Annotated in this window: 15 protein-coding genes; 8 read left to right on the top strand and 7 right to left on the bottom strand. The window is 39.1% G+C overall.

Features of this window, described 5'->3' with window-relative positions; genetic code table 11:
* Positions 1-54: 54 nt before the first annotated feature.
* The 5 genes from SKC36_RS05550 to SKC36_RS05530 all read right to left on the bottom strand — a co-directional run bounded on the left by SKC36_RS05550 (position 55) and on the right by SKC36_RS05530 (position 4,098).
* Entirely contained in the window at positions 55-345 is a 291-nt protein-coding gene (locus SKC36_RS05550; RefSeq protein ID WP_459465121.1) for a cell division protein ZapA, read from the bottom strand.
* Complete coding sequence (locus SKC36_RS05545) at positions 342-671, bottom strand: hypothetical protein (protein ID WP_459454184.1); 330 nt, start codon at positions 669-671, stop codon at positions 342-344. Before SKC36_RS05545 ends, SKC36_RS05550 begins: the two co-directional genes overlap by 4 nt.
* 16 nt (positions 672-687) lie before the next feature.
* Positions 688-2,187 carry a lipopolysaccharide biosynthesis protein gene (locus SKC36_RS05540; RefSeq protein WP_459465120.1) on the bottom strand — a complete coding sequence of 500 codons (1,500 nt, stop codon included), beginning with the start codon at positions 2,185-2,187 and terminating at the stop codon, positions 688-690.
* Positions 2,188-2,275: 88 nt separating this feature from the next.
* Positions 2,276-3,043, bottom strand: a complete 768-nt coding sequence (locus SKC36_RS05535) for a LytR/AlgR family response regulator transcription factor (protein ID WP_459454186.1) — start codon at positions 3,041-3,043, stop codon at positions 2,276-2,278.
* Between the two features lie 2 nt (positions 3,044-3,045).
* The gene (locus SKC36_RS05530; RefSeq protein ID WP_459465119.1) at positions 3,046-4,098 is read right to left on the bottom strand and encodes a sensor histidine kinase; all 1,053 of its coding nucleotides are present in this window, start codon (positions 4,096-4,098) and stop codon (positions 3,046-3,048) included.
* Between the two features lie 157 nt (positions 4,099-4,255).
* Between SKC36_RS05530 and SKC36_RS05525 the strand changes: the two genes are divergently transcribed.
* Both SKC36_RS05525 and SKC36_RS05520 read left to right on the top strand, forming a co-directional pair.
* Positions 4,256-6,058: a family 16 glycoside hydrolase gene (locus tag SKC36_RS05525; RefSeq protein WP_459465117.1), complete on the top strand. Its 1,803-nt coding sequence runs from the start codon at positions 4,256-4,258 to the stop codon at positions 6,056-6,058.
* A 13-nt stretch (positions 6,059-6,071) separates the two neighbouring features.
* Complete coding sequence (locus SKC36_RS05520; protein ID WP_459465115.1) at positions 6,072-7,937, top strand: hypothetical protein; 1,866 nt, start codon at positions 6,072-6,074, stop codon at positions 7,935-7,937.
* A 55-nt stretch (positions 7,938-7,992) separates the two neighbouring features.
* Here the strand turns inward: SKC36_RS05520 and SKC36_RS05515 are convergent, their stop codons facing one another.
* Complete coding sequence (locus tag SKC36_RS05515) at positions 7,993-8,370, bottom strand: DUF1573 domain-containing protein (protein WP_129026463.1); 378 nt, start codon at positions 8,368-8,370, stop codon at positions 7,993-7,995.
* Between the two features lie 164 nt (positions 8,371-8,534).
* Between SKC36_RS05515 and SKC36_RS05510 the strand changes: the two genes are divergently transcribed.
* The 4 genes from SKC36_RS05510 to nuoK are packed head-to-tail and all read left to right on the top strand — an operon-like array spanning position 8,535 to position 12,868.
* The gene (locus SKC36_RS05510) at positions 8,535-10,955 is read left to right on the top strand and encodes an alpha-ketoacid dehydrogenase subunit alpha/beta (protein ID WP_459465113.1); all 2,421 of its coding nucleotides are present in this window, start codon (positions 8,535-8,537) and stop codon (positions 10,953-10,955) included.
* 2 nt (positions 10,956-10,957) lie between these two features.
* Complete coding sequence (locus SKC36_RS05505) at positions 10,958-12,052, top strand: 4Fe-4S binding protein (RefSeq protein WP_459465111.1); 1,095 nt, start codon at positions 10,958-10,960, stop codon at positions 12,050-12,052.
* The gene (locus tag SKC36_RS05500) at positions 12,049-12,570 is read left to right on the top strand and encodes an NADH-quinone oxidoreductase subunit J family protein (RefSeq protein ID WP_459465109.1); all 522 of its coding nucleotides are present in this window, start codon (positions 12,049-12,051) and stop codon (positions 12,568-12,570) included. The genes SKC36_RS05505 and SKC36_RS05500 overlap by 4 nt, the downstream gene beginning before the upstream one ends.
* The gene (nuoK, locus tag SKC36_RS05495) at positions 12,563-12,868 is read left to right on the top strand and encodes an NADH-quinone oxidoreductase subunit NuoK (protein WP_459454193.1); all 306 of its coding nucleotides are present in this window, start codon (positions 12,563-12,565) and stop codon (positions 12,866-12,868) included. Before SKC36_RS05500 ends, nuoK begins: the two co-directional genes overlap by 8 nt.
* On the opposite strand, the gene uvrC is transcribed toward nuoK, so the two are convergent.
* On the bottom strand, positions 12,865-14,673 hold the full coding sequence (uvrC, locus tag SKC36_RS05490) for an excinuclease ABC subunit UvrC (protein ID WP_459465107.1): 1,809 nt from the start codon (positions 14,671-14,673) through the stop codon (positions 12,865-12,867). The genes nuoK and uvrC overlap by 4 nt on opposite strands.
* Positions 14,674-15,194: 521 nt before the next feature.
* Here uvrC and SKC36_RS05485 point away from each other — a divergent pair.
* Both SKC36_RS05485 and SKC36_RS05480 read left to right on the top strand, forming a co-directional pair.
* Entirely contained in the window at positions 15,195-18,434 is a 3,240-nt protein-coding gene (locus SKC36_RS05485; RefSeq protein ID WP_459465105.1) for a SusC/RagA family TonB-linked outer membrane protein, read from the top strand.
* Positions 18,435-18,464: 30 nt separating this feature from the next.
* Positions 18,465-20,222 (top strand): RagB/SusD family nutrient uptake outer membrane protein, encoded by a 1,758-nt coding sequence (locus SKC36_RS05480; RefSeq protein WP_459454196.1) that lies wholly within the window; start codon positions 18,465-18,467, stop codon positions 20,220-20,222.
* The last annotated feature ends 56 nt before the right edge of the window (positions 20,223-20,278 follow it).

The raw sequence follows: 20,278 nt of genomic DNA, 5'->3' as shown, positions 1-20,278 counted from the left end.
ACCTATGGGTTTATGTACTTTGGTTCCGTACTTACTGAATCAAGAAAAAGGGGATTATAAGGCGTAAATTTCAGTCAATTCTAACAATTGCTTGTTTTCATTCAGTATGTTGGACTCTAATGAACGATGCTGTTCATCAAATTTTATGCCACACATGGCTAAATCCAAGGCTACCAAAGCCATTACGGCACTTGGATCTGAACTATTTGTCTGATGTTCATAGTATTTGACTAATCTGTTCACCAAATTGGCGGCATTCCTTACGCAGGCCTCTTCTTGTGGATCAACCTTCATTGCGATGGTTTGAATGCCCAAAATTAGATTACATGGTAGGTTTTGGCTCATGGTTGACGCAATTGCTCAATACACTGATCTATTTTTACGATATATTCGTCTAACTTTTCCTTCAGTTCAGCAGTCGGCACCGCTGTGTTATCTGTATTAACTACAATTTTAACAATTTTATCTGATTTTTTAAAGTTTTTCTCCAATTCTTTTAAACGCCTCTGCGACCGATTAAGCTCCTCAGTTTTGATATCTAGCTTATCTTGTACCAAGCGTAATTGTTGAGCCAATTCACGAATCGTTCCTTCATTTTCCTGCAAACGAGTAACCATCTGACTGATTTTTAGTCGGAGGCTCAAGTATTGCATTTTAATGTCCTGCTTCATGAACGGAAGAAAATTATCAATTTCTTAGTCTAGGTTTCAAGCCTCTCCACTGGAACTCTTTCACACATAGAAAAACTAAAAGTACAAATAATCCAGTATTTTGGGTAAAGAACTTAGGTAGTGGAATCTGACTTAGGTATGTACCGGAATATATGGCTAGGGCTCCTAAGCTTAAATAGACCAATGCCCCCTTCCAGCGATAGGGTGCTGGATCATAGAATTGTCCTCCCGCATAGCATAACAGGGTCATGGTGATACTAGACAATAGAAAAGAATAGGCACATGCCATATATCCATAGCTAGGTATCCAATAGATATTCCCCAAGATGGTAACCGCTAATCCAACCAAGGTAATAATGGTTCCCATATAGGTCTTATTCGTTTGTTTGAACCATACGGATTGGGTGTAATAGATACCCAAAAATAAATTCGCCAACAATAAAATAGGGACAACATCTATACCTTCCCAATAAATGGCTTTTTTGAGAAATAACTTTTGAATCCAAAATAAATTGGAAGAAACACCCACCCATAAAATGGTGCAAACGATCACAAACCAATGCGTCACCAAGGCTAAATTTTCTTTGTTGTTCGCATTGTTTTTCTTTCCAAGGAAAAAGGGTTCTGCAGAATATTTGAATGCTTGAATCGCTAAGCTCATGAATACTGAAAGCTTATAGCAATTGCCATAGATTCCTAAGGCATCCTGGGAACTTTGACCTGGATAAAAACCTTCAGGCAGATATTCCTCCAATAATAACCTGTCAAACATCACATTGAACATAGCGGCTAAACTCATGAACATGATCGGATAGGAGTAAATCCAAAGCGATTTAAATTCTTTCCAATCCCATTCCCATCGGTATGATTTGAATTCTGAACCTAACCAATAAAATAAACTTGCATTGGCAATTAAATTGGCCATAAAAATATATCCTGCTCCAATGGAAGGGTCATATAAATCTCGTAAAAAATGTGGCCAAGTACCTCCCCAAATGCCATCATGTAAAGGTTTTAAACCGACTAAGAAAAATAAGTTTAAACCGACATTGATTAAAATAGATATGATTTTGGCTAGTACGAATTTCTTGATCTTTTGTTCCAACCTTAATCGTGCAAAGGGGATGGCCGTTATTGCGTCAATGGCCAAAATGAGAGCCAGCCATTTGAGAAAAATACCTTTCCCCGCATAACCCAGCTGTACCATTAATGGCTCAGAAAATAGAAATAAAATAAGGGTAAACAAGCCTGAGGTGATGATGATAGCCGATAAAATCAGGTTGTAATATTTCTGAGGAGCCTCTTTCGCAAAGCGGAAATAAGCGGTTTCCATGCCGTACATGTAGACAATGTTGGCGATGGCCATATATCCATACAGCTTGACATTGATGCCTAATTCAGCAGGTAAAAATGCCCATGTATGTACAAATACCAGTAAAAAATTGAGCGAACGACCTAAGATGGTACTGAATCCGTAGGAAAGGGTCTCGCCTGCTAATTTTTTGAGTATGGACATAGGTTGATGTTACCAAAAACCAAAGTTACATTTTTTAATCAGGAATGAAGGGTGCTTGAATAGATTTAAGTAGGGTCAAGACCTTTTGTTATTGTTTTTGATATCCAATTGTTTGATAGAAATGCTCGGCATAATTTTCACTCAATGGAATATGATTTTCCCCAATCTTGATTTTTTGATTACGGATAGACTCTACCTTTTTCAATGAAACAATGAAAGATTTATGAATTCGAAGAAAATCTGAAGAAGGCAGTTTTTCCTCTATGGACTTCATCGTCATCCTACAAACCACCGGGAATTTCTGCGTCTTTAAATGAATTTTGATATAGTCCTTTAATCCTTCTATGTATAAAATATCATCCAACATGATTTTCATTAAAGAGTAATCAGCATGTATAAAGATGTATTCCAATTTATTGGTGTCTGCAACTTGCAGACCAATCGATTTTTTACTTTTGTAGAAATCTAGGGCCTTATTGGTGGCCTTCAGGAAGCGCTCAAAAGAGATAGGTTTTAACACATAATCTACCACATCCAAGTTAAAACCCTCTATCGCATACTGCTGATAAGCGGTTACAAAAATGACCATGGGTTTTTGAGTCAGCCCTTCTAGGAATTGAACTCCCGTTAAACCAGGCATTTGAATGTCTAAGAAAATTAAATCTACCGGTGTTTTTTGTAAAAACTCCATGGCCTCAAAGGCATTCCGACAACGGGCTTCTAATTTCAGAAAAGGTATTTTGGCAATATTATCTTCCAATAAATCTAAAGCCAAACTCTCATCGTCCACCGCAATACAACGTAAAATGGTGGAAGAAACTTCTGTAAATTTTTCGTTTGAGACCTCTTCTGACATAATTACATGTGTTGTATTTCTAGTTCAATCTGGTAGTATTCACCCTCTTCGCTAATCTTCAATTGATGCTTATCGGGATAAAGTAATTCTAATCTACGTTTAACATTGGTCAATCCAATACCCGAGCTATCATCTTTTTTCTCACTCTTTTGTGAACTTACTTTATTTTTAACTCCAAAGTATAATTTTTCATTGTCATCCAACAAGGTGATTTCAATGATAGGATTCATCACCATACCTACCCCATGTTTGAAAGCATTTTCTACAAACGGAATCAATAACATAGGTTCAATGGAATTAGGGGTATCTGCTAATTTATGGTTGAATGTAATCTCGATATCATTCCCAAAACGGATTTTTTGTAATTCAATGTAGTTTTCTAAATACACCATTTCTTTACTAATCGCTACTTTCGCATCCGTCGTTTCATAAATCATGTAGCGCATTAATTCAGATAATTTGATGACCACCGATTCCACCATTTCTGGCTTTCTTCTAGACAAGGAAACAATGCTGTTCAAGACATTGAACATGAAATGAGGGCTAATTTGCGACCTTAAAAAAGATAATTCTGATTTCAACCTCTCGTTTTCCTCCTCTTTTTGAATTTCTTTCTCTTTTAAATTATCTGATAAGAAACGATAAGATACGCCAATAGCTACGATAAATAATAATTGGAAAATGGTACCCATGAAAGGCCCTCTTCTAAATCCGCTCCCACGCCCTTTAACATGTTCGGTAATAATAATCAATTCTTGTAATTGATAATACACCCAAATCATTCCAGGGATAGCAATCGATAATAAAATCAAATAAAGAATGATTCCTTTTTTCTTTAAAATCTTAGGTATAAGTATTTCTGTGTTTAAATAGAAGAAAGGAATGTTACTGAAAGCGAAGGCAATAAAGAAAGTAGTCCAAGAATTATAACGTTGTAATGCCTGAGGATCAGTTGTGTTAGGACTTGGCCGCATCCAATAGGGTAAAGCTAAGAAACATGCCCAGAATATGACATGAAGTAAAATGGGTTTGAATCTAAAAATTTTATTTGGCATCGTTTTTAGGGTACATCGAACTCAAATTAACTTAATAATTCTTATATTTCTCATAAATTTTCTACCATATTCCCAATTGTGCCGATGAAGTAGCCAATTGATTTTTCGGTAGAAATGAAATTTATACCAACGATTACCCAAACCTACATTTAAAAAAATGAAAAAACTTTTCCTCCTTCTGTTAATGCCTTGTGTATCATGGGCTCAACAGGAGATACCTCTCAATGACCTTCGCGCATTTGATCAACCCAGTAGTAATTGGACCATTGAACAAGCTGTAAAGGCCAATTTCACAGACACCTCCTTTCAAGTTAGTGCTGGAAAAGGAATCTTAGTCAACACCTTAAGAAACGGAAAATACAAGCGTTCCGATGATTTAAAATTTAAATTAAATCACGGAGATATTCGTTTAATGCTTGATTTCATGCTTCCGAAGGGGGCTAATTCAGGCATCTATTTACAAGGTCGATATGAAGTTCAACTTTTTGATTCCTTCGCTAAAAAACAAAGGATGAAGTTTGGCGATTGTGGAGGAATCTACGAAAGATGGGATGATGCCAGAGGTAAAGGAAATGAAGGTTACGAAGGGTATGCCCCTCGTCAAAATGCCTGCAAAGCTCCTGGATTATGGCAAAGCATTGAAATAGATTTTCAAGCTCCTAGATTTGATGCCGCTGGAAAAAAGATCAAAAATGCTGTAATTAAAAAGGTGATTCTTAATGGAATTTTAGTTCAGGAAAACATCGAAGTTTCCGGTATGACTCGTGGAGCTTTGTTTGAAAAGGAAGCAGCCATGGGGCCAATTATCATTCAAGGAGACCATGGACCTATTGCCTTCAAAAACTTACGTTATGAAACATACGAAAAGCCTACTGTAAGTCTAGGCGATTTGAATTATTCATATTATGAAGGGGCCTTCACTAATCTTCAAGCCAATAATGCCATTCCTTTGTTGAAAGCTAAGGCAACAGAAATTACGGGTAAGACCATTAAAGTGCAGAAGGACTTTTTGTTGGTTTACGAAGGAGAATTAAACGTTCCTGAGGCAGATACCTATGAATTTATTACAAACTGGACCGGAAAGGGTCGCTTGGAAGTGGATGGTCAAGTATTGAATCAAGGAGATTATTGGTATACTGACCGTGTGAGTCAATCCAAAGCATTAAGCGCAGGAAAACATACTTTTAAATTAAGCTTTAGTAAGGATTTTTCTTGGGGTAATAGAGCCCTGGGCCTATTTGTAAAAAGGATTGGTTCACATACCGTGGCCTTGCATGCTAGAACTTCTTTACCGGATCCTGAAGCAGTGGGATTAATTGAAGTGAAAGCTGAGTCGGAACCTGTTTATCAGCGTTCCTTTGCCTTTCATCAAGGGGTCAAAAAGACACATGTCATTCATGTAGGTGATCCTGCTGGAGTACATTTTTCTTATGATTTAAATCAAGGAGGCTTGATGCAAGTTTGGCGTGGTAAATTCTTGAATGCGACACAAATGTGGGAAAATAGGGGAGAGCCGCAGACCGCAGAACCCTTGGGCTTAAATCAAGTTTTGGATGCTAAGTTTCCTTTGGTTATCAGTGGACAAGCGCAGCCCGATTCCGTTAATAATGCTCAATGGATGTATAAAGGATATCGAATACACCAAGGTAGACCTATTTTTATGTACCAATGGGACAATGTGCTTTTAGAGGATAATTTGGTGCCCAATTCGAATGGTACAGGTTGGACTAGGACTCTTTCTTGGAAGACGAAACAAGGATCAAATCCATCTTTTGATTTAATTCTAGGTACAAGTACCTCCGTGGTGAAGGTTCAGCCGGGTTTGATATCATTGGATGGGAATCAATATTTTGTCCAATGGAATGGAGGGTCTGAGACGGTCCAAAGTTTAAGTAATGGCAAACAACAAGTTCGAATTCCCGCCCAAGGAAACAGTATTTCATATCAAGTGATTTGGTAAACCTTATTTTAACATGAAACATACAATAAGCATCTTATTAATATGCATATCGACTTTTGCACTGGCCCAAAATCCAGCTGCAAAAACAGAAAAGGATTTTTATGAAATAAAAACCTTACCCATTCCCCAAGATATTTATTTAGAAATCGGAGGAATTGCCACCATGCCAGATGGTCGTTTGGGTGTAAGTACGCGAAGGGGAGAAATTTGGATTATCGAGAATCCCTACCAAAAAGATAGCCACCAAACATACTACCGTCGATTTGCCAGTGGTATGCACGAAATATTAGGTTTAGCCTATAAGGATGGTGCTTTTTATTGCTCACAACGGGGCGAATTAACCAAAGTATCAGATACCGACCGAGATGGAGTGGCAGATCGCTATGAGCCAATCTACCAATTTCAGCTTTCTGGAAATTACCATGAATACACCTATGGGCCAGTATTTGATAAAAATGGAGATATGTGGGTTACCCTTAATTTAGCCTGGGTAGGCTTTGGAGAAGGTAAGTTTTCAAAATGGAGAGGCTGGTTAGTGAAGATTAGTCCAGATGGGAAATTAGAACCTTTTGCCGCAGGTTTACGCTCGCCAGCAGGTTATAGCATTAACCAAGAAGGAGATATTTTTTACGGTGAAAACCAAGGTGACTGGGTTGGGTCTGGTCGAGTGACGCATTTAGCCAAAGGTGATTTTGCGGGCAATCCTGGAGGATTAAAATGGGCCAAAGAACCCAATAGTCCTTTTAAGTTGACTTTGGAAGAAATTCCAGACAATGGCGCTCCGATGTTTGAGGCGGCCAAAAAAGTGAAAAACTTGAAGCTTCCTGCCGTTTGGTTCCCGCATGCTATCATGGGTATTTCCACTTCGGATATTTTGCAAGATACCACAGGTGGCAAGTTTAGTCCATTCCCAGGTCAGTACTTCGTGGCAGACCAAGGGCAATCCAAAGTGATGCGTATGGGTTTGGAGAAAGTGAATGGTGTCTATCAAGGTTTTTGCATTAATTACCGAGAGGGTTTTCAATCCGGTATTTTACGGGAACGTTTTGGTTTAGATGGAAGTATGTTTGTAGGTATGACCTCCCGCGGGTGGGGGTCTACGGGTAAAGATAATTTTGGTTTACAACGCTTGATTTGGAATGGAATAACCCCTTTCGAAATTAATATGATTGAAGCCAGATCGGATGGATTTGAAATTAGCTTTACGCAAGCAGTGGATGTGAACTCAGTAAAAAAAGCAGCTTCTTATGCCCTAAGGTCCTATATCTACAAATACCACCATCAATATGGTAGCCCCATTATTGATGTAAAAGACCTGACGATAAAAGGCATTGTGGTGTCCGCAGATAAAAAGAAGGTTCGATTCGTTTTGGATAATGTTCGTCAATATTTCATACATGAATTTAAATTGACAGGGGTAAAAAATGAGGCAGGAGAACCTTTACTACACGAAACGGCATATTATACTTTGAATCAAATTCCTTCTGGTGATAAAGTCGTTTTGAATGCATCCAATAGCCCAGTTGTGGAAAAAGTGGTGGTTGAGAAAAAGGTTTCTAAAGTGGAAAACGCGAAAGGCTCAACAATAATTTCAGATAATGAAGCCATGGCATTATTGAAGAAACATACCTGCGTCGCTTGCCATGCGCGTGAAGAGAAATTAATAGGCCCTTCGTTTACCGATATTTCTAAAAGGAAATATAGTGACAAACAAATTTTAGCATTGGTTTACAAGCCTAATCCTAAAAACTGGCCAGACTTTGCCACTGAAATGGCGCCTATGTCACACGTTCCAGCTAAAGATGTTTTAAAAATTGCTTCCTGGATTAATGGCCTAACGCAGAAAAGAGCCAATGACGCCTTGATAAATCGCGATTAAAGCATAAAAAAAGTCTCCTTGAAAAAGGAGACTTTTTTATTTAAGTAGAAAAGGATTAAGCTTTTGGTTTTACAGATCCCGAAATCATTAAAATAATTTGGGAAGTAGAACCATTGTTTATCACCGTTATTGTTTTACTAAAGTTACCTGGTCTACCTGTTGAGTTGTATGACGCAGTAACCTTTCCAGTTTTACCTGGCATTATCGGTTCTCTTGTCCAATCTGGGGTGGTACAACCACAAGAAGGCTGAACATTTGAAATAACTACAGGTGCATTACCTGTATTCGTGAATTCAAAGCTGTAGGTTGCTTGAACTCCTTCAGCAATGGTGCCGAAATCGTGCTTTTCTTTTTTGAATTTTAAAGTTCCTTGGGCGTTGGATTGAAATGCAAAACCTACTAACAAAGCCAAAATACCAATTAATTTTTTCATGCTTTTTCGTTTGAAATTTTTCAATGTATGGATAGCAAAGCTATAACAAAGCAAAGATTCAGCAAAAGAATTCACTTATTTTTTATCGAAGAATTGCTTGACACAGTATTTGGCTCACGATTATTTTATCGTATTTTTACCTCGTAAATTTTAACAATTCTCCTTTGATTCAACCCAAGCCATCCCAATTTTCACGTGTTGAGATTGATTTCAATCCAGACAAAGTATTGGAAGATTACCGTTTGGCAGTCCTCAGTAGGCAATGTAGCCTGCTAGTTCGTAAAGAAGTTTTTTCTGGCCGAGCTAAATTTGGTATCTATGGTGATGGTAAAGAATTGTGCCAAATAGCCCTTGCCCGTTCCATGAGGTTGGGGGATTATGTTTCAGGATATTATCGAGATCAAACCATTGGAGTGGCTATTGGCGACTTAACTTGGCCGCAATATTTTGCTCAGCTTTATGGACATCCGGATCGTCAGTTCGACCCTCATTCGGCGGGTAGGCAGATGAATAATCACCATGCCACACGTTGGTTGGATGATCAAGGAGAATGGTTAGATCAAACAAATCAATACAATTCAGTGGCTGGAGTTTCGTCCACTGCCATGCAAATTCCTCGATCTTTAGGCATTGCTTATGCCTCAAAAATGTATCAGTATCGGGAGGATTTATCTCCATGGAAGGAGCTTTTTTCTAAGGATGGTAAAGAGGTCTGTTATACTACCATCGGGGATGCCTCTACTTCGGAGGGGATGTTTTTTGAATGCATTAATGCCGCGGGTGTCTTACAAATTCCAATTATTTTTTCTGTTTGGGATGATGGATATGGCATTTCTGTACCAATTGAATATCAGACAACAAAGTCTTCCATTTCCAAGGTCTTAGCGGGCTTCCAACGAAATGAAGGAGAAAAAGGTTTAGAGATCATTCAAGTAAAAGCCTGGGATTACCCAGGTTTAATTCAAGCCTACCAAAAGGCATCCAAATTAGCTAGAGAAGAATTTGTACCTTGTTTAATTCATGTAATTGAATGTACCCAGCCTCAAGGTCACTCGGCTTCTGGTTCGCATGAGCGCTATAAATCAGCAGAGCGACTAGCTTGGGAGCATGAGGTAGATTGTAATGTATTATTCAGAAATTGGGTTTTGGAGCATGGATTTGCTTCAGAAGATCAATTGAAGGCCATCGATGATGCGGCGGTACTTGAAGCCAGGAAATACCAAAAGGAAGCTTTTGCTGCTTACATGGCTTCCATTGAGCCTGATAAAAAAGCATTTTTAAGGGTAGCCCAAAATTTAATGGAATCAACCAATGAAGGGAGTTTATTATCCCCAATTTTGGATGAATTAAAGCAATTGCCCTATCCTATTTTCTCAGACTTAGTCCGTGCAGGACGAAAGACTTTACGAGCATTTCGAGTCTATCAAGGCCCTGCAGTTAAGCTGTTGAGAAAATGGTTGAGTGAATTAGAAGAAAGAAATCATCGTCGTTTTAGCTCTCATCAAATCAGTGAATCTCAGCATTCACCATTGTTGGTTAATCCGGTAAAACCCATTTACGCCAAAGATCCAACTTTCGTAGATGGACGTGAAATTTTAAACAAGAGTTTTGCTCATTTTTTAGAGGATCCACGTGTGTTTATTTTAGGGGAGGATGTAGGTAAAATCGGGGATGTAAATCAAACGCTTGCCGGTTTACAAGAAGTATTCGGAGATTTGAAAATTACCGATACCGGCATACGAGAAATAAGTATTGTAGGTCAAGGAATTGGTGCTTCCATGCGGGGTTTGAGGCCTATCGTTGAGATTCAATATTTGGATTATATCTTTTATCCATTCCCGGTTCTTTCAGATGATTTAGCTTGTTTGCATTATAGAACTGCCGGTGGACAAAAAGCACCTATGATATTACGTACCCGTGGACATCGTTTAGAGGGGATTTGGCATTCAGGGAGTCCTATGGCTGTATTAATAAATGGTTTACGGGGGATTCATTTCTGTGTGCCAAGGAATATGACACAAGCAGCCGGAATGTACCGAACCTTGTTGAAAGGTGATGATCCAGGAATTGTGGTTGAATGCCTAAACGGTTATCGCCTGAAAGAAGCTTTACCTGAAAATTTAGATGAAATTTCGGTTCCATTAGGGATTCCTGAAGTTTTGCGTGAGGGTACTGATATTACGATAGTTACTTACGGTTCTATGTGCCGTTTGGTGATGGAAGCTTCAGAAACCTTATCTACGATGGGTATTTCTGTTGAGGTAATAGATGTTCAAACATTATTGCCTTTTGACCGCACCCAAATTATTGCAGCATCGATTCAGAAAACACATCGAGTGCTTTTTGCGGATGAAGATATGCCTGGAGGAACTACCGCATATATGATGCAAGAGGTTTTAGATAAACAAGGGGCTTTTGCTTGGTTAGATACCCCAGCTCGTTGTTTAGCCGCACCTCCACATCGTCCAGCTTATAGTTCAGATGGTGATTATTTCTCTAAGCCCAATGTAGAGAATGTGGTGGATACCATTTATGAAATGATGAGAGAGTCTGACCCCGGACTTTTCCCCGCTATATATTTCTAATCATGTCAGCTATAGCCCGATATTTCAAAAGTATAAAATCCGCTATCACAAGTACGCGGAAGGGATTGGCTTTAACATGGAAGCATGCTTGGAATGCGAGGAAACAAAGAACCATTCAAAATATTCAAAATCCAGAGTATTTTACCTCCAATGAGGGTGTTTTTACCTTACAATACCCGCATCAAGAAATTCCTACACCTGTAAATGGGCGCTACCAATTACACAATGAAATGGACGATTGCATTGTCTGTGATAAATGTGTGAAGGTATGTCCTGTGGATTGTATAGAAATAGAACCCATCAAAGCCACGGGATTGGTGGGTTATACCTCGGATGGTTCCCCGATAAGGCTTTATGCTGCTAAATTCGACATAGATATGTCGAAATGCTGTTTTTGTGGTTTATGTACCACGGTTTGTCCTACGGAATGTTTAACCATGACATCGGAATATGATTTCTCTGTATTTGATGTAAAAGAACATAATTTCTCATTTGCTAATTTAAGTCCAGAGCAAGCGGCTGAAAAGAAGCAATTGTATGAGCAGTTTGTGGCTGAAAAGGAAGCAATGAAACAAGCTGCCAGCCAAGTGGAAGCTAAGCCTGAGGAAATAAAACCTGTGGCCAAGCCTGCATTTAAACCGAGTTTTAAACCTAAAGCGGAGGCTGCTACTGAGGAAGCTAAGCCAGAGGAAGTAAAACCTGTGACCAAGCCTGCATTCAAACCGAGTTTTAAACCTAAAGCGGAGGCTGCTTCTGAGGAAGCAAAGCCAGAGGAAGTAAAACCTGTGGCCAAGCCCGCATTTAAACCGAGTTTTAAACCCAAAGCAGATGCTGATACCGAGGAAGCTAAGCCTGAGGAAGTAAAACCTGAGGCCAAGCCTGCATTCAAACCGAGTTTTAAACCTAAAGCGGAGGCTGCTTCTGAGGAAGCTAAGCCAGAGGAAGTAAAACCTGTGGCCAAGCCTGCATTCAAACCGAGTTTTAAACCTAAAGCGGAGGCTGGTACCGAGGAAGCAAAGCCAGAGGAAGTAAAACCTGTGGCCAAGCCCGCATTTAAACCGAGTTTTAAACCTAAGCCACCTAGCACCGAATCATGAATCCAATGATCGCCTCTTTTTTGGTTTTGGCAGGATTAACCAGCGCTAGCGCATTGGCTATGGCTTGGACGAAAAATCTATTGCATGCTGCTTTGTCCACGTTCATGTGCATGTTGGGATTGGCAGGTTTATATGTTATGGCCTATGCCGATGTCATGGCAGTTGCTCATTTACTCATTTATGTGGGTGGAGTTTTAATCTTGATTCTCTTTGGAATAATGCTTACCCAAAATCCGAGATCCCAAGACTATGAAGCACCGAATGATTTATGGACTAGGCAATCTGGAAGATTTTGGTCTTTGTCGATCAGCCTTTCCATCTTCTTAGGTTTGCTTTGGATTCTAAATCGTTCCATGGATTCCTTTAGTTTGGCATCTGATGACATACAGCGTTCTTCAAAATTGACACATCTTGGCTTAGCCTTATTGACAGAATATTCTTTTGCTTTTGAATTAGCGGGTGTATTTCTTTTAATTGCATTAGTGGGGGCAACTTATATCGCTAAACACCATGAATGATATTCCATTAAGCTACTTTTTAATCGTAAGTGCCCTATTGTTTTCAGTAGGTTTGAGTATTATGCTGCTCAAGCGCAACATGATATTTATATTGATGGGGATAGAATTGATGCTTAATGCCGCCAATTTAAATTTGATTGCTTTTTCTAGACAAGATGATCAGATGCAAGGCCTAGCCTTTTCGGTATTTGTATTAGTGATTGGCGTATGTGAAATGACTATTGCCTTAGCCATTATTTTACAAATTTATCGCCAGTTCAAGCACATTGATTTGGGAGCAGAAAAATCCAGATTTTAATCTACCCAATTTTTAATTTGCTTCTTTAAGCTCAAGGCTTTCATTTTGCCTAAAACCTTTTCTAATTCTTCCATGGGAGCCTCATCGATTTTTTTTATCGTGCCAAACTTTTTCAATAGTTTCTGAGCAGTCAGTTTTCCTATTCCCTCCAGTTCTTCCAATTGACTAACAATAAAATTCTTGCTTCGTTTATTTCGATGGGCGGTGATACCAAAGCGGTGAGCTTCATCCCGCAATTGCTGTATCAGTTTAAGGGATTCTGATTTTTTATCAATGTACAACGGTAGGCTATCCTCTGGGAAATAGATTTCTTCCAATCTTTTAGCTATTCCAATGATGGGGATTTGCCCGTAGATACCGATGGCCTTCAGTGCGTCACAAGCAGCGCTTAACTGGCCTTTCCCTCCATCGATGATAATTAAGTCGGGAAGATCAGCTTCTTCCTCCAATAATCGAGAATACCTTCTTCCCACCACTTCCGTCATGGTGGCAAAGTCATTGGGCCCCTCAACAGTCTTGGGGGTAAATAACCGATATTCTTTTTTAGCAGGAACTCCTTGTAGAAAACAAACCATGGCGGATACAGGATTGGTGCCTTGTAAATTTGAGTTATCAAAACACTCAATCCGTTGCGGTAATTTGTTTAGATGAAGATCATTTTTTAGGGTTAAAAGTATCCTCATTTTTCGGTCTCCACCACTTTCCTCTGCGGCTTTCCTATCGGCCTTTTCTTTTCTAAAGTACAAGACATTTTTTAAAGACATGTCTAGTAACTTTTTTTTATCACCCATTTGAGGGAGTGTATTTTTTACCCCTTGGAATTCAATGGCCATGGGAATATTGGAAATAATTTCTTTGGCACTGCTATGGAATTCATCCCGTTTTTCCCAAATCAACATGGTTAATACATCAGACTCCTCCTCATTTAATTTTTTCTTTACCTCCCAAGTTTGTGATTGCGTGATGGTTCCATTGATCACTTTCATGAAATTGATATAGGAAAGTTGATCATCAGAAACGATGGAAAACACATCAACATCATGAATGGCGGGATTAACCACCGTAGATTTTGCTTGAAAATTTTCAAGCAATTGCCATTTTTCTTTCCATTCTTGGGCTTGTTCAAAGGCTAGTTTTTCTGCAGCCACTTGCATCTTTTCTACGAAAAACTGTTTGGGTTTTTGGAAATGCCCTTTCAGGATTTGGGCGATTTGCTCGATGTATTGTAAATAATCCTCTTCACTTTGAAGGTTTTCACATGGACCTTTGCAGTTGCCAATATGGTATTCTAAGCAAACCTTAAATTTTCCTTCATCAATCGAGCTTTGTTTTAAGGCCAAGGAGCAGGTTCTTAAAGGAAATAGTTGGTGCAACATTTCCAATAGAGCATTCATTGATTTGGGATTGGCAAACGGTCCATAATACGTTCCTAGCTTATGGTCTATTCTCCGGGCGGTTAATAAACGAGGAAAACGTTCATGGCTGAGGCAAATGAAGGGATAGGTTTTGTCGTCCCTAAGTAGAATATTGTATTTAGGCTGAAATTGTTTGATGAGCGTATTTTCCAACAACAAGGCATCAAATTCAGAATGTACGATGGTGAATTCCAGGCGGCAGATTTGTTGGACTAACCTTCTGGTTTTGGTATCGTGATTTTTGGGATTGACGAAATAGCTACTTATCCTATTTTTAAGATTTTTGGCCTTCCCTATATAAATGATGGTATCCTGAATATCAAAATACCGGTACACGCCAGGTTCCTCTGGAAGGGTAGGTAAAATGCTCTTAGGGTCGAAACTATTCATGACTCAAATTTAATAAATTCATTCCGAATATTGCCATAATTGTATTTTTCTAAGAATATCTATTTTTAAGCAAACTTATATTTGCTTTTTTAGTTTATTTTTTTGCTACAAAAGTTGAGGACCTAGGTTAAAGACCTAATAACAATAAAATAATGCAAACTTAACACAGTCCTATTGTATCATTATAATATATTATATAGCGCAAATGAGGCTTAAATTGATAAATGATAAAATACCGCTAAAAATTTGCATTTATTATTTGCAGATTAGTCTTGAATTACACATATTTGAGAGTTCCCTACGCCCTAGGATAGTGTAGGATAGTTAAGTTCTTAGAAGAATTATATCTTAAGTAAAGGCAAATGGCAATCGTTTGCATTCTTGCTTCTGGTATTTTTTAAAGAATTTATCCGAGTTCTAAAATTGTTTAAATACTTTAAAATGAAAGGAGGTCTGATGATTTAAAAATGGCGATTATCGAAACGCATAACTTTAAATAAATAATTAATCAACTATTACTTATGAAACACAATTATTATCAAATTTTCAAAAGCTTCTTATTGCTGGCCATCATGGTCCTAGGAAGCTTTGCGTCATTTGCTCAGGACCGCAAGGTTTCGGGTAAAGTGGTGGGTACTGATTCACAAGGTATCCCAGGCGTGAGTATATTGGTAAAAGGAACCAATACAGGAACTACTACTGACATTAATGGTGCATTCTCTGTTTCAGTTAAATCTGGAAACGCAGTATTGTCTATTTCTGCCGTAGGTTACAAAACAAAGGATGTTACTGTAGGTTCACAGTCCTCTATTTCGGTTACATTGGAAGAAGATGTAAGTCAATTGAGCGAAGTAATCGTAACAGGTTACTCAGTAACCAACAAGAAAGAATCCACTGCTGCAGCATCTATTGTTAAAGCAAAAGATTTACAAATTGCCCCTTCAGGAAACGTTGAGCAGCAATTGCAAGGTCGTGTAGCCGGTGTTACATTGATCACTAACGGTCAGCCAGGAACTAACAGTATCATTCGTGTACGTGGTTTTGGTGCTTTTGGTGGTAACGAGCCATTGTACATTGTTGACGGAGTACCAGTAGGTTCTACTGATTTCTTATCACCAGATGATATTGAAAGTACTACGGTATTGAAAGATGCGGCTGCAGCTTCTATCTATGGAGCTCGTGCTGCTAACGGTGTAATTGTTTACACCACTAAGCGTGGTGCTAAAGGAAAAAAACCTTTACAAATTACTTATGATGGATTGTACGGTGGTACAGACCCTAACGTAGGAGGAGCTCCTAAGATGTTAACTCCACAAGAGCAAGCAGATTGGACTCACGTAGCATACCGTAACAACGCGGCAGCTAACGGAACTGCGGTTTCTTACTCTCACCCACAATACGGTACATCAGCACAAGCTTCTTTACCTACTTATTTGCACTTTAATGGCGCAAATGGTGTAAGAGGAGCTGTAGACATGGCTGCTGCGCAAGCTGCTTATGCTGCTAGCCCATTAACTACTTTTGCGATTCGTCCAAATTTAGCTGGAACTAACTGGTACGATGAGATTACTCGTTTTGGTAATACACAACGTCACTCTTTAGGATTCAGTGGTGGAACTGACAATGGTCGTTTCTACATTGGTTTATCTGCACAAGAGCAACAAGGTATTTTGTTAGAAAATGATTTCCGTCGTTATTCTGCACGTTTCAACTCAGAATTTGATTTAGGAAAGCATGTTAGAATTGGTGAGAACTTACAGTTCACTTACCGTTCAGTTAGAGGTCAATCAGGTGGTAACGGTGGTTTAGGTATTGCTGGTGATGAGTCAGTAATCTTATCTGCTTATCGTATGCCAACAGTTATTCCTGTACGTGATGATTTCGGTAGTTTCGCTTCAACAAGAGCTGCTGGTTTCAACAACCCTCGTAACCCAGTTCGTTCATTGATGACAAACCAAATCAATGACCAAAACTATAATGCAAATGCAGTAGGTAATGTGTACGTTGAAGTTGAGCCAATCAAAGATTTGATCATCAAATCTAGTATCGGAGGTCAATACAACAACTCATATTTCGTAAACTATAACTACAGATACTTAGGAGACTCAGAGCCAGAAGCTTCTGATAGTTTCTCTGAAGGTTCAGGTTATTCTTTTGCATGGGTATTCTCTAATACAGTTGCTTACAAGTACCAGTGGAGAAAGCACGGTATCAAAGCTTTAGCTGGTTTAGAGTCATTGAATACAGGTCGTGGTCGTAGCATTTCAGGATCGGGTATCAACCCATTCTCAATGGACTTAGACTTCGTTACTTTGAACGCAGTTCAGTCGCCAGTAGTTAACTCTAACTTATTCAGTGGTGTTAATTTCTACTCTTTATTTGGTAAGGCTGACTATAACTTCAATGAGAAGTATTATTTAACAGCTGTTGTTCGTCGTGACGGTTCATCTCGTTTCGGTTCTCAAAACCGTTATGGTATTTTCCCTGCATTCTCTGCAGCTTGGCGTGTAACTTCAGAGGAATTCATGAAAGATCTTCCTGCTATCTCGGATTTGAAAATCCGTGGAGGTTGGGGAGAAATGGGTAACTCAAACAACGTAGATCCAGCTAACCAGTATTCATTATATGCTGCTAGACGTGATGTTTCTTTCTATCCAATCGATGGTCAGAGCTCAGGAGCTAACGAAGGTTATATCCGTTCTCGTATTGGTAACCCTGCTGCTAAGTGGGAGACTTCTGAAACAACCAACATCGGTTTTGACGCTACTTTATTAAATGGTAAGTGGGAAATCGTGTTTGATTTATGGAGAAAAGATACACGTGATTTGTTATTCAACGTACCACTTCCAGCGGTTGTTGGTCCAAACGCATCAGCTCCATCAGTTAACGTAGCTAAAATGCGTAACGAAGGTATCGACTTCCAAATCATTAACCGTGGTAACATCACTAACGAGTTGAAATACGAATTGACTTTCAATAACTCATTCTTGAAAAACGAAATCGTAGCATTCGCTCCAGGTATCACTAACTTAACAGGTGGTGGTTTCCGTGGTATTACTCCAGTACGTATGGAAATTGGACGTTCATTGTCTTCTTTCTATGGTTACAAAGTACTTGGATACTTCAATACAGCTGCAGAGGTTACTAGCGCACCAGCTCAATCAGGTGCTGGCGTAGGTCGTTTCCGTTATGCTGATATGAATGGTGATGGTAAAATCACTCCAGATGATCGTACTTATTTAGGTTCTCCAGTGCCAACTTATACAGGTGGTGTTAACTTAGGTTTGACTTACAGAGCATTTGAATTAAACATGTATGTTTATGCTTCTGCTGGTAATAAAATCTGGAACCAGTCTAAGTGGTTTACTGATTTCCACGGATCATTCGAAGGTTCAGGAAAAGGAGAGCGTGCTAAGCAGTCTTGGACTCCAGCTTTAGGAAACAATGCATTAGCTCCAATCTGGGAGTCAGCATCTAACATCTCAACTAACGGTGCTGAGAACTCTTGGTACGTAGAAGATGGTGATTATATCCGTTTCCAAAATATCTCTTTCGGATATAACATTCCTACAAGTTTCTCTTCTAAACTGGGTATCAAGCGTGCGAAGTTGACTCTTTCTGCTAATAACTTGTTGACGTTCACTAAATACAAAGGTTTAGACCCAGGTGTTGGTGGTGCAGCTGATACTAGTTTCGGTATTGACGTAGGTAACTACCCTGTTACTCGTTCATTCAACGCAGCTATCAACTTGTCATTTTAATCCGCGAAAGCCAATTTAAATTAAAATAAAATGAAAAAATATCATATTTTAAAACGATTAGCCTTAGTAAGTGCATCTGCATTTACCTTGACATTCGCTTGTAAGGATCAGTTTTTAGAGGTTTTACCTACGGGTTCATTAGCCCAGGCACAATTAACTTCTAAGGCTGGTGTTGAGGGTACTTTGATTGGAGCTTATTCTGCTTTAGCAGCTAAGAACTTTACTCAGGTAGCCGCTTCTAATAACTGGTTATGGGGTTCAATCCTAGGTGGTGAAAACAACAAAGGAACGGATGCTGGTGACTTTTCAGCAATTAACCCGATGCAGCGTTATGAGACTTCTCCTGTACAAGGAGAGGTTAATGGTACATGGCAGGCAAAATACGAAGGTATTGCGCGTGCTAATGCAACCATTAATTTAGCGAATGAGTCTAAAGCACTTTCTGCTGCAGATAAAACTCGTATCATCGCTGAAGCTCGTTTCTTGCGTGCTCATTTCTACTTTGAATTGAAGCGTTTATTTAATTCAGTTCCATACGTAGATGAGACGATGGATTATGGTAAGGGTATCGAAAAGGTGCCAAATTCACCAGATATCTGGGGTAAAATTGATGCAGATTTCAAATTTGCGTACGATAACTTGCCTGAGACTCAGTCTTCAGCTGGTCGTGCTAACAAATGGGCTGCTGGTGCTTACTTAGCAAAGTCTTTGTTATACCAAGGAAAATTTGCTGAAGCTAGAGCTATCTTCACTACAGTTATTGCAAATGGTAAAACTACCAATGGTAAGAAATACGGCTTGGTTCCAAGGTTCCAAGATGTATTCAACGCTGCTAATGACAACAATGAAGAGGCAGTATTCGCTATTCAGTCTTCTATGAATACAGGTAACGTTAATAACTCGAATGCATTCGACGTATTGAACTACCCATATAACACAGGAACTGATGGTCCAGGTAACTGCTGTGGATTCTTCCAGCCTTCATTCTCTTTAGCTAATGCTTACCGTACCAAAGATGGTTTACCATTATTGGATACAAAAGATGGTCAGCCTGCTTACAATGCACCTGAAAATGCAGTAAAGCATGACTATAAATTAGCTTCTAGTGATCCATTTACAGAAGATAAGGATCCTTTGGATCCACGTATAGACCACACTATCGGTCGTCGTGGTATTCAGTACTTAGACTGGATCGAGCACCCTGGTAAAAACTGGATTCGTGACCAAACTTATGCAGGTCCATATTCTCCTAAGAAATATGTTTACTACAAATCTCAGGAAAATACCTTGACTGACGGTTCTGGTTGGACTCGTGGTTATGCAACGCTTAACTACAACATCATCCGTTTCGCTGATGTATTGTTAATGGCTGCTGAGGCTGAAATCAGAGGTGGTGGAAGTTTAGCTACTGCTTTAGGATATGTCAACCAAGTACGTAACCGTGCGGCTAATCCATCAAGTTTTGTAAAAAATGCTAAGACTGGTGAATTAGAAGCCAACTATTCAATTGCTCCTTACGCAGCATTCGCTAATGCAGATGATGCTTTGAAAGCAGTTAAAATGGAGCGTATGTTAGAATTAGCAACTGAAGGTCACCGTTTCTTCGATTTAGTTCGTTGGGGTGATGCTGCCAAAGTGTTACAACCTTACTTAGATTATGAAGGTAAGATTTTAGTAACGATGTTCGGTGGTGCTAAATTCACAACAGGTAAAGAATATTTACCAATTCCTCAAGCTCAAATTGATATCCAAGGTTCTTCAGTATTGAAGCAAAACCCTAGTTATTAATCGTTTGAATATTATCCTTGAGAAGGTGGGAACTTGTTCCCACCTTTTTTAATTTT

This window comes from Aquirufa sp. OSTEICH-129A (assembly GCF_054558355.1).
Note: the sequence above shows the minus strand (reverse complement) of the source record. Positions and strands in the feature narration are given on the sequence as shown.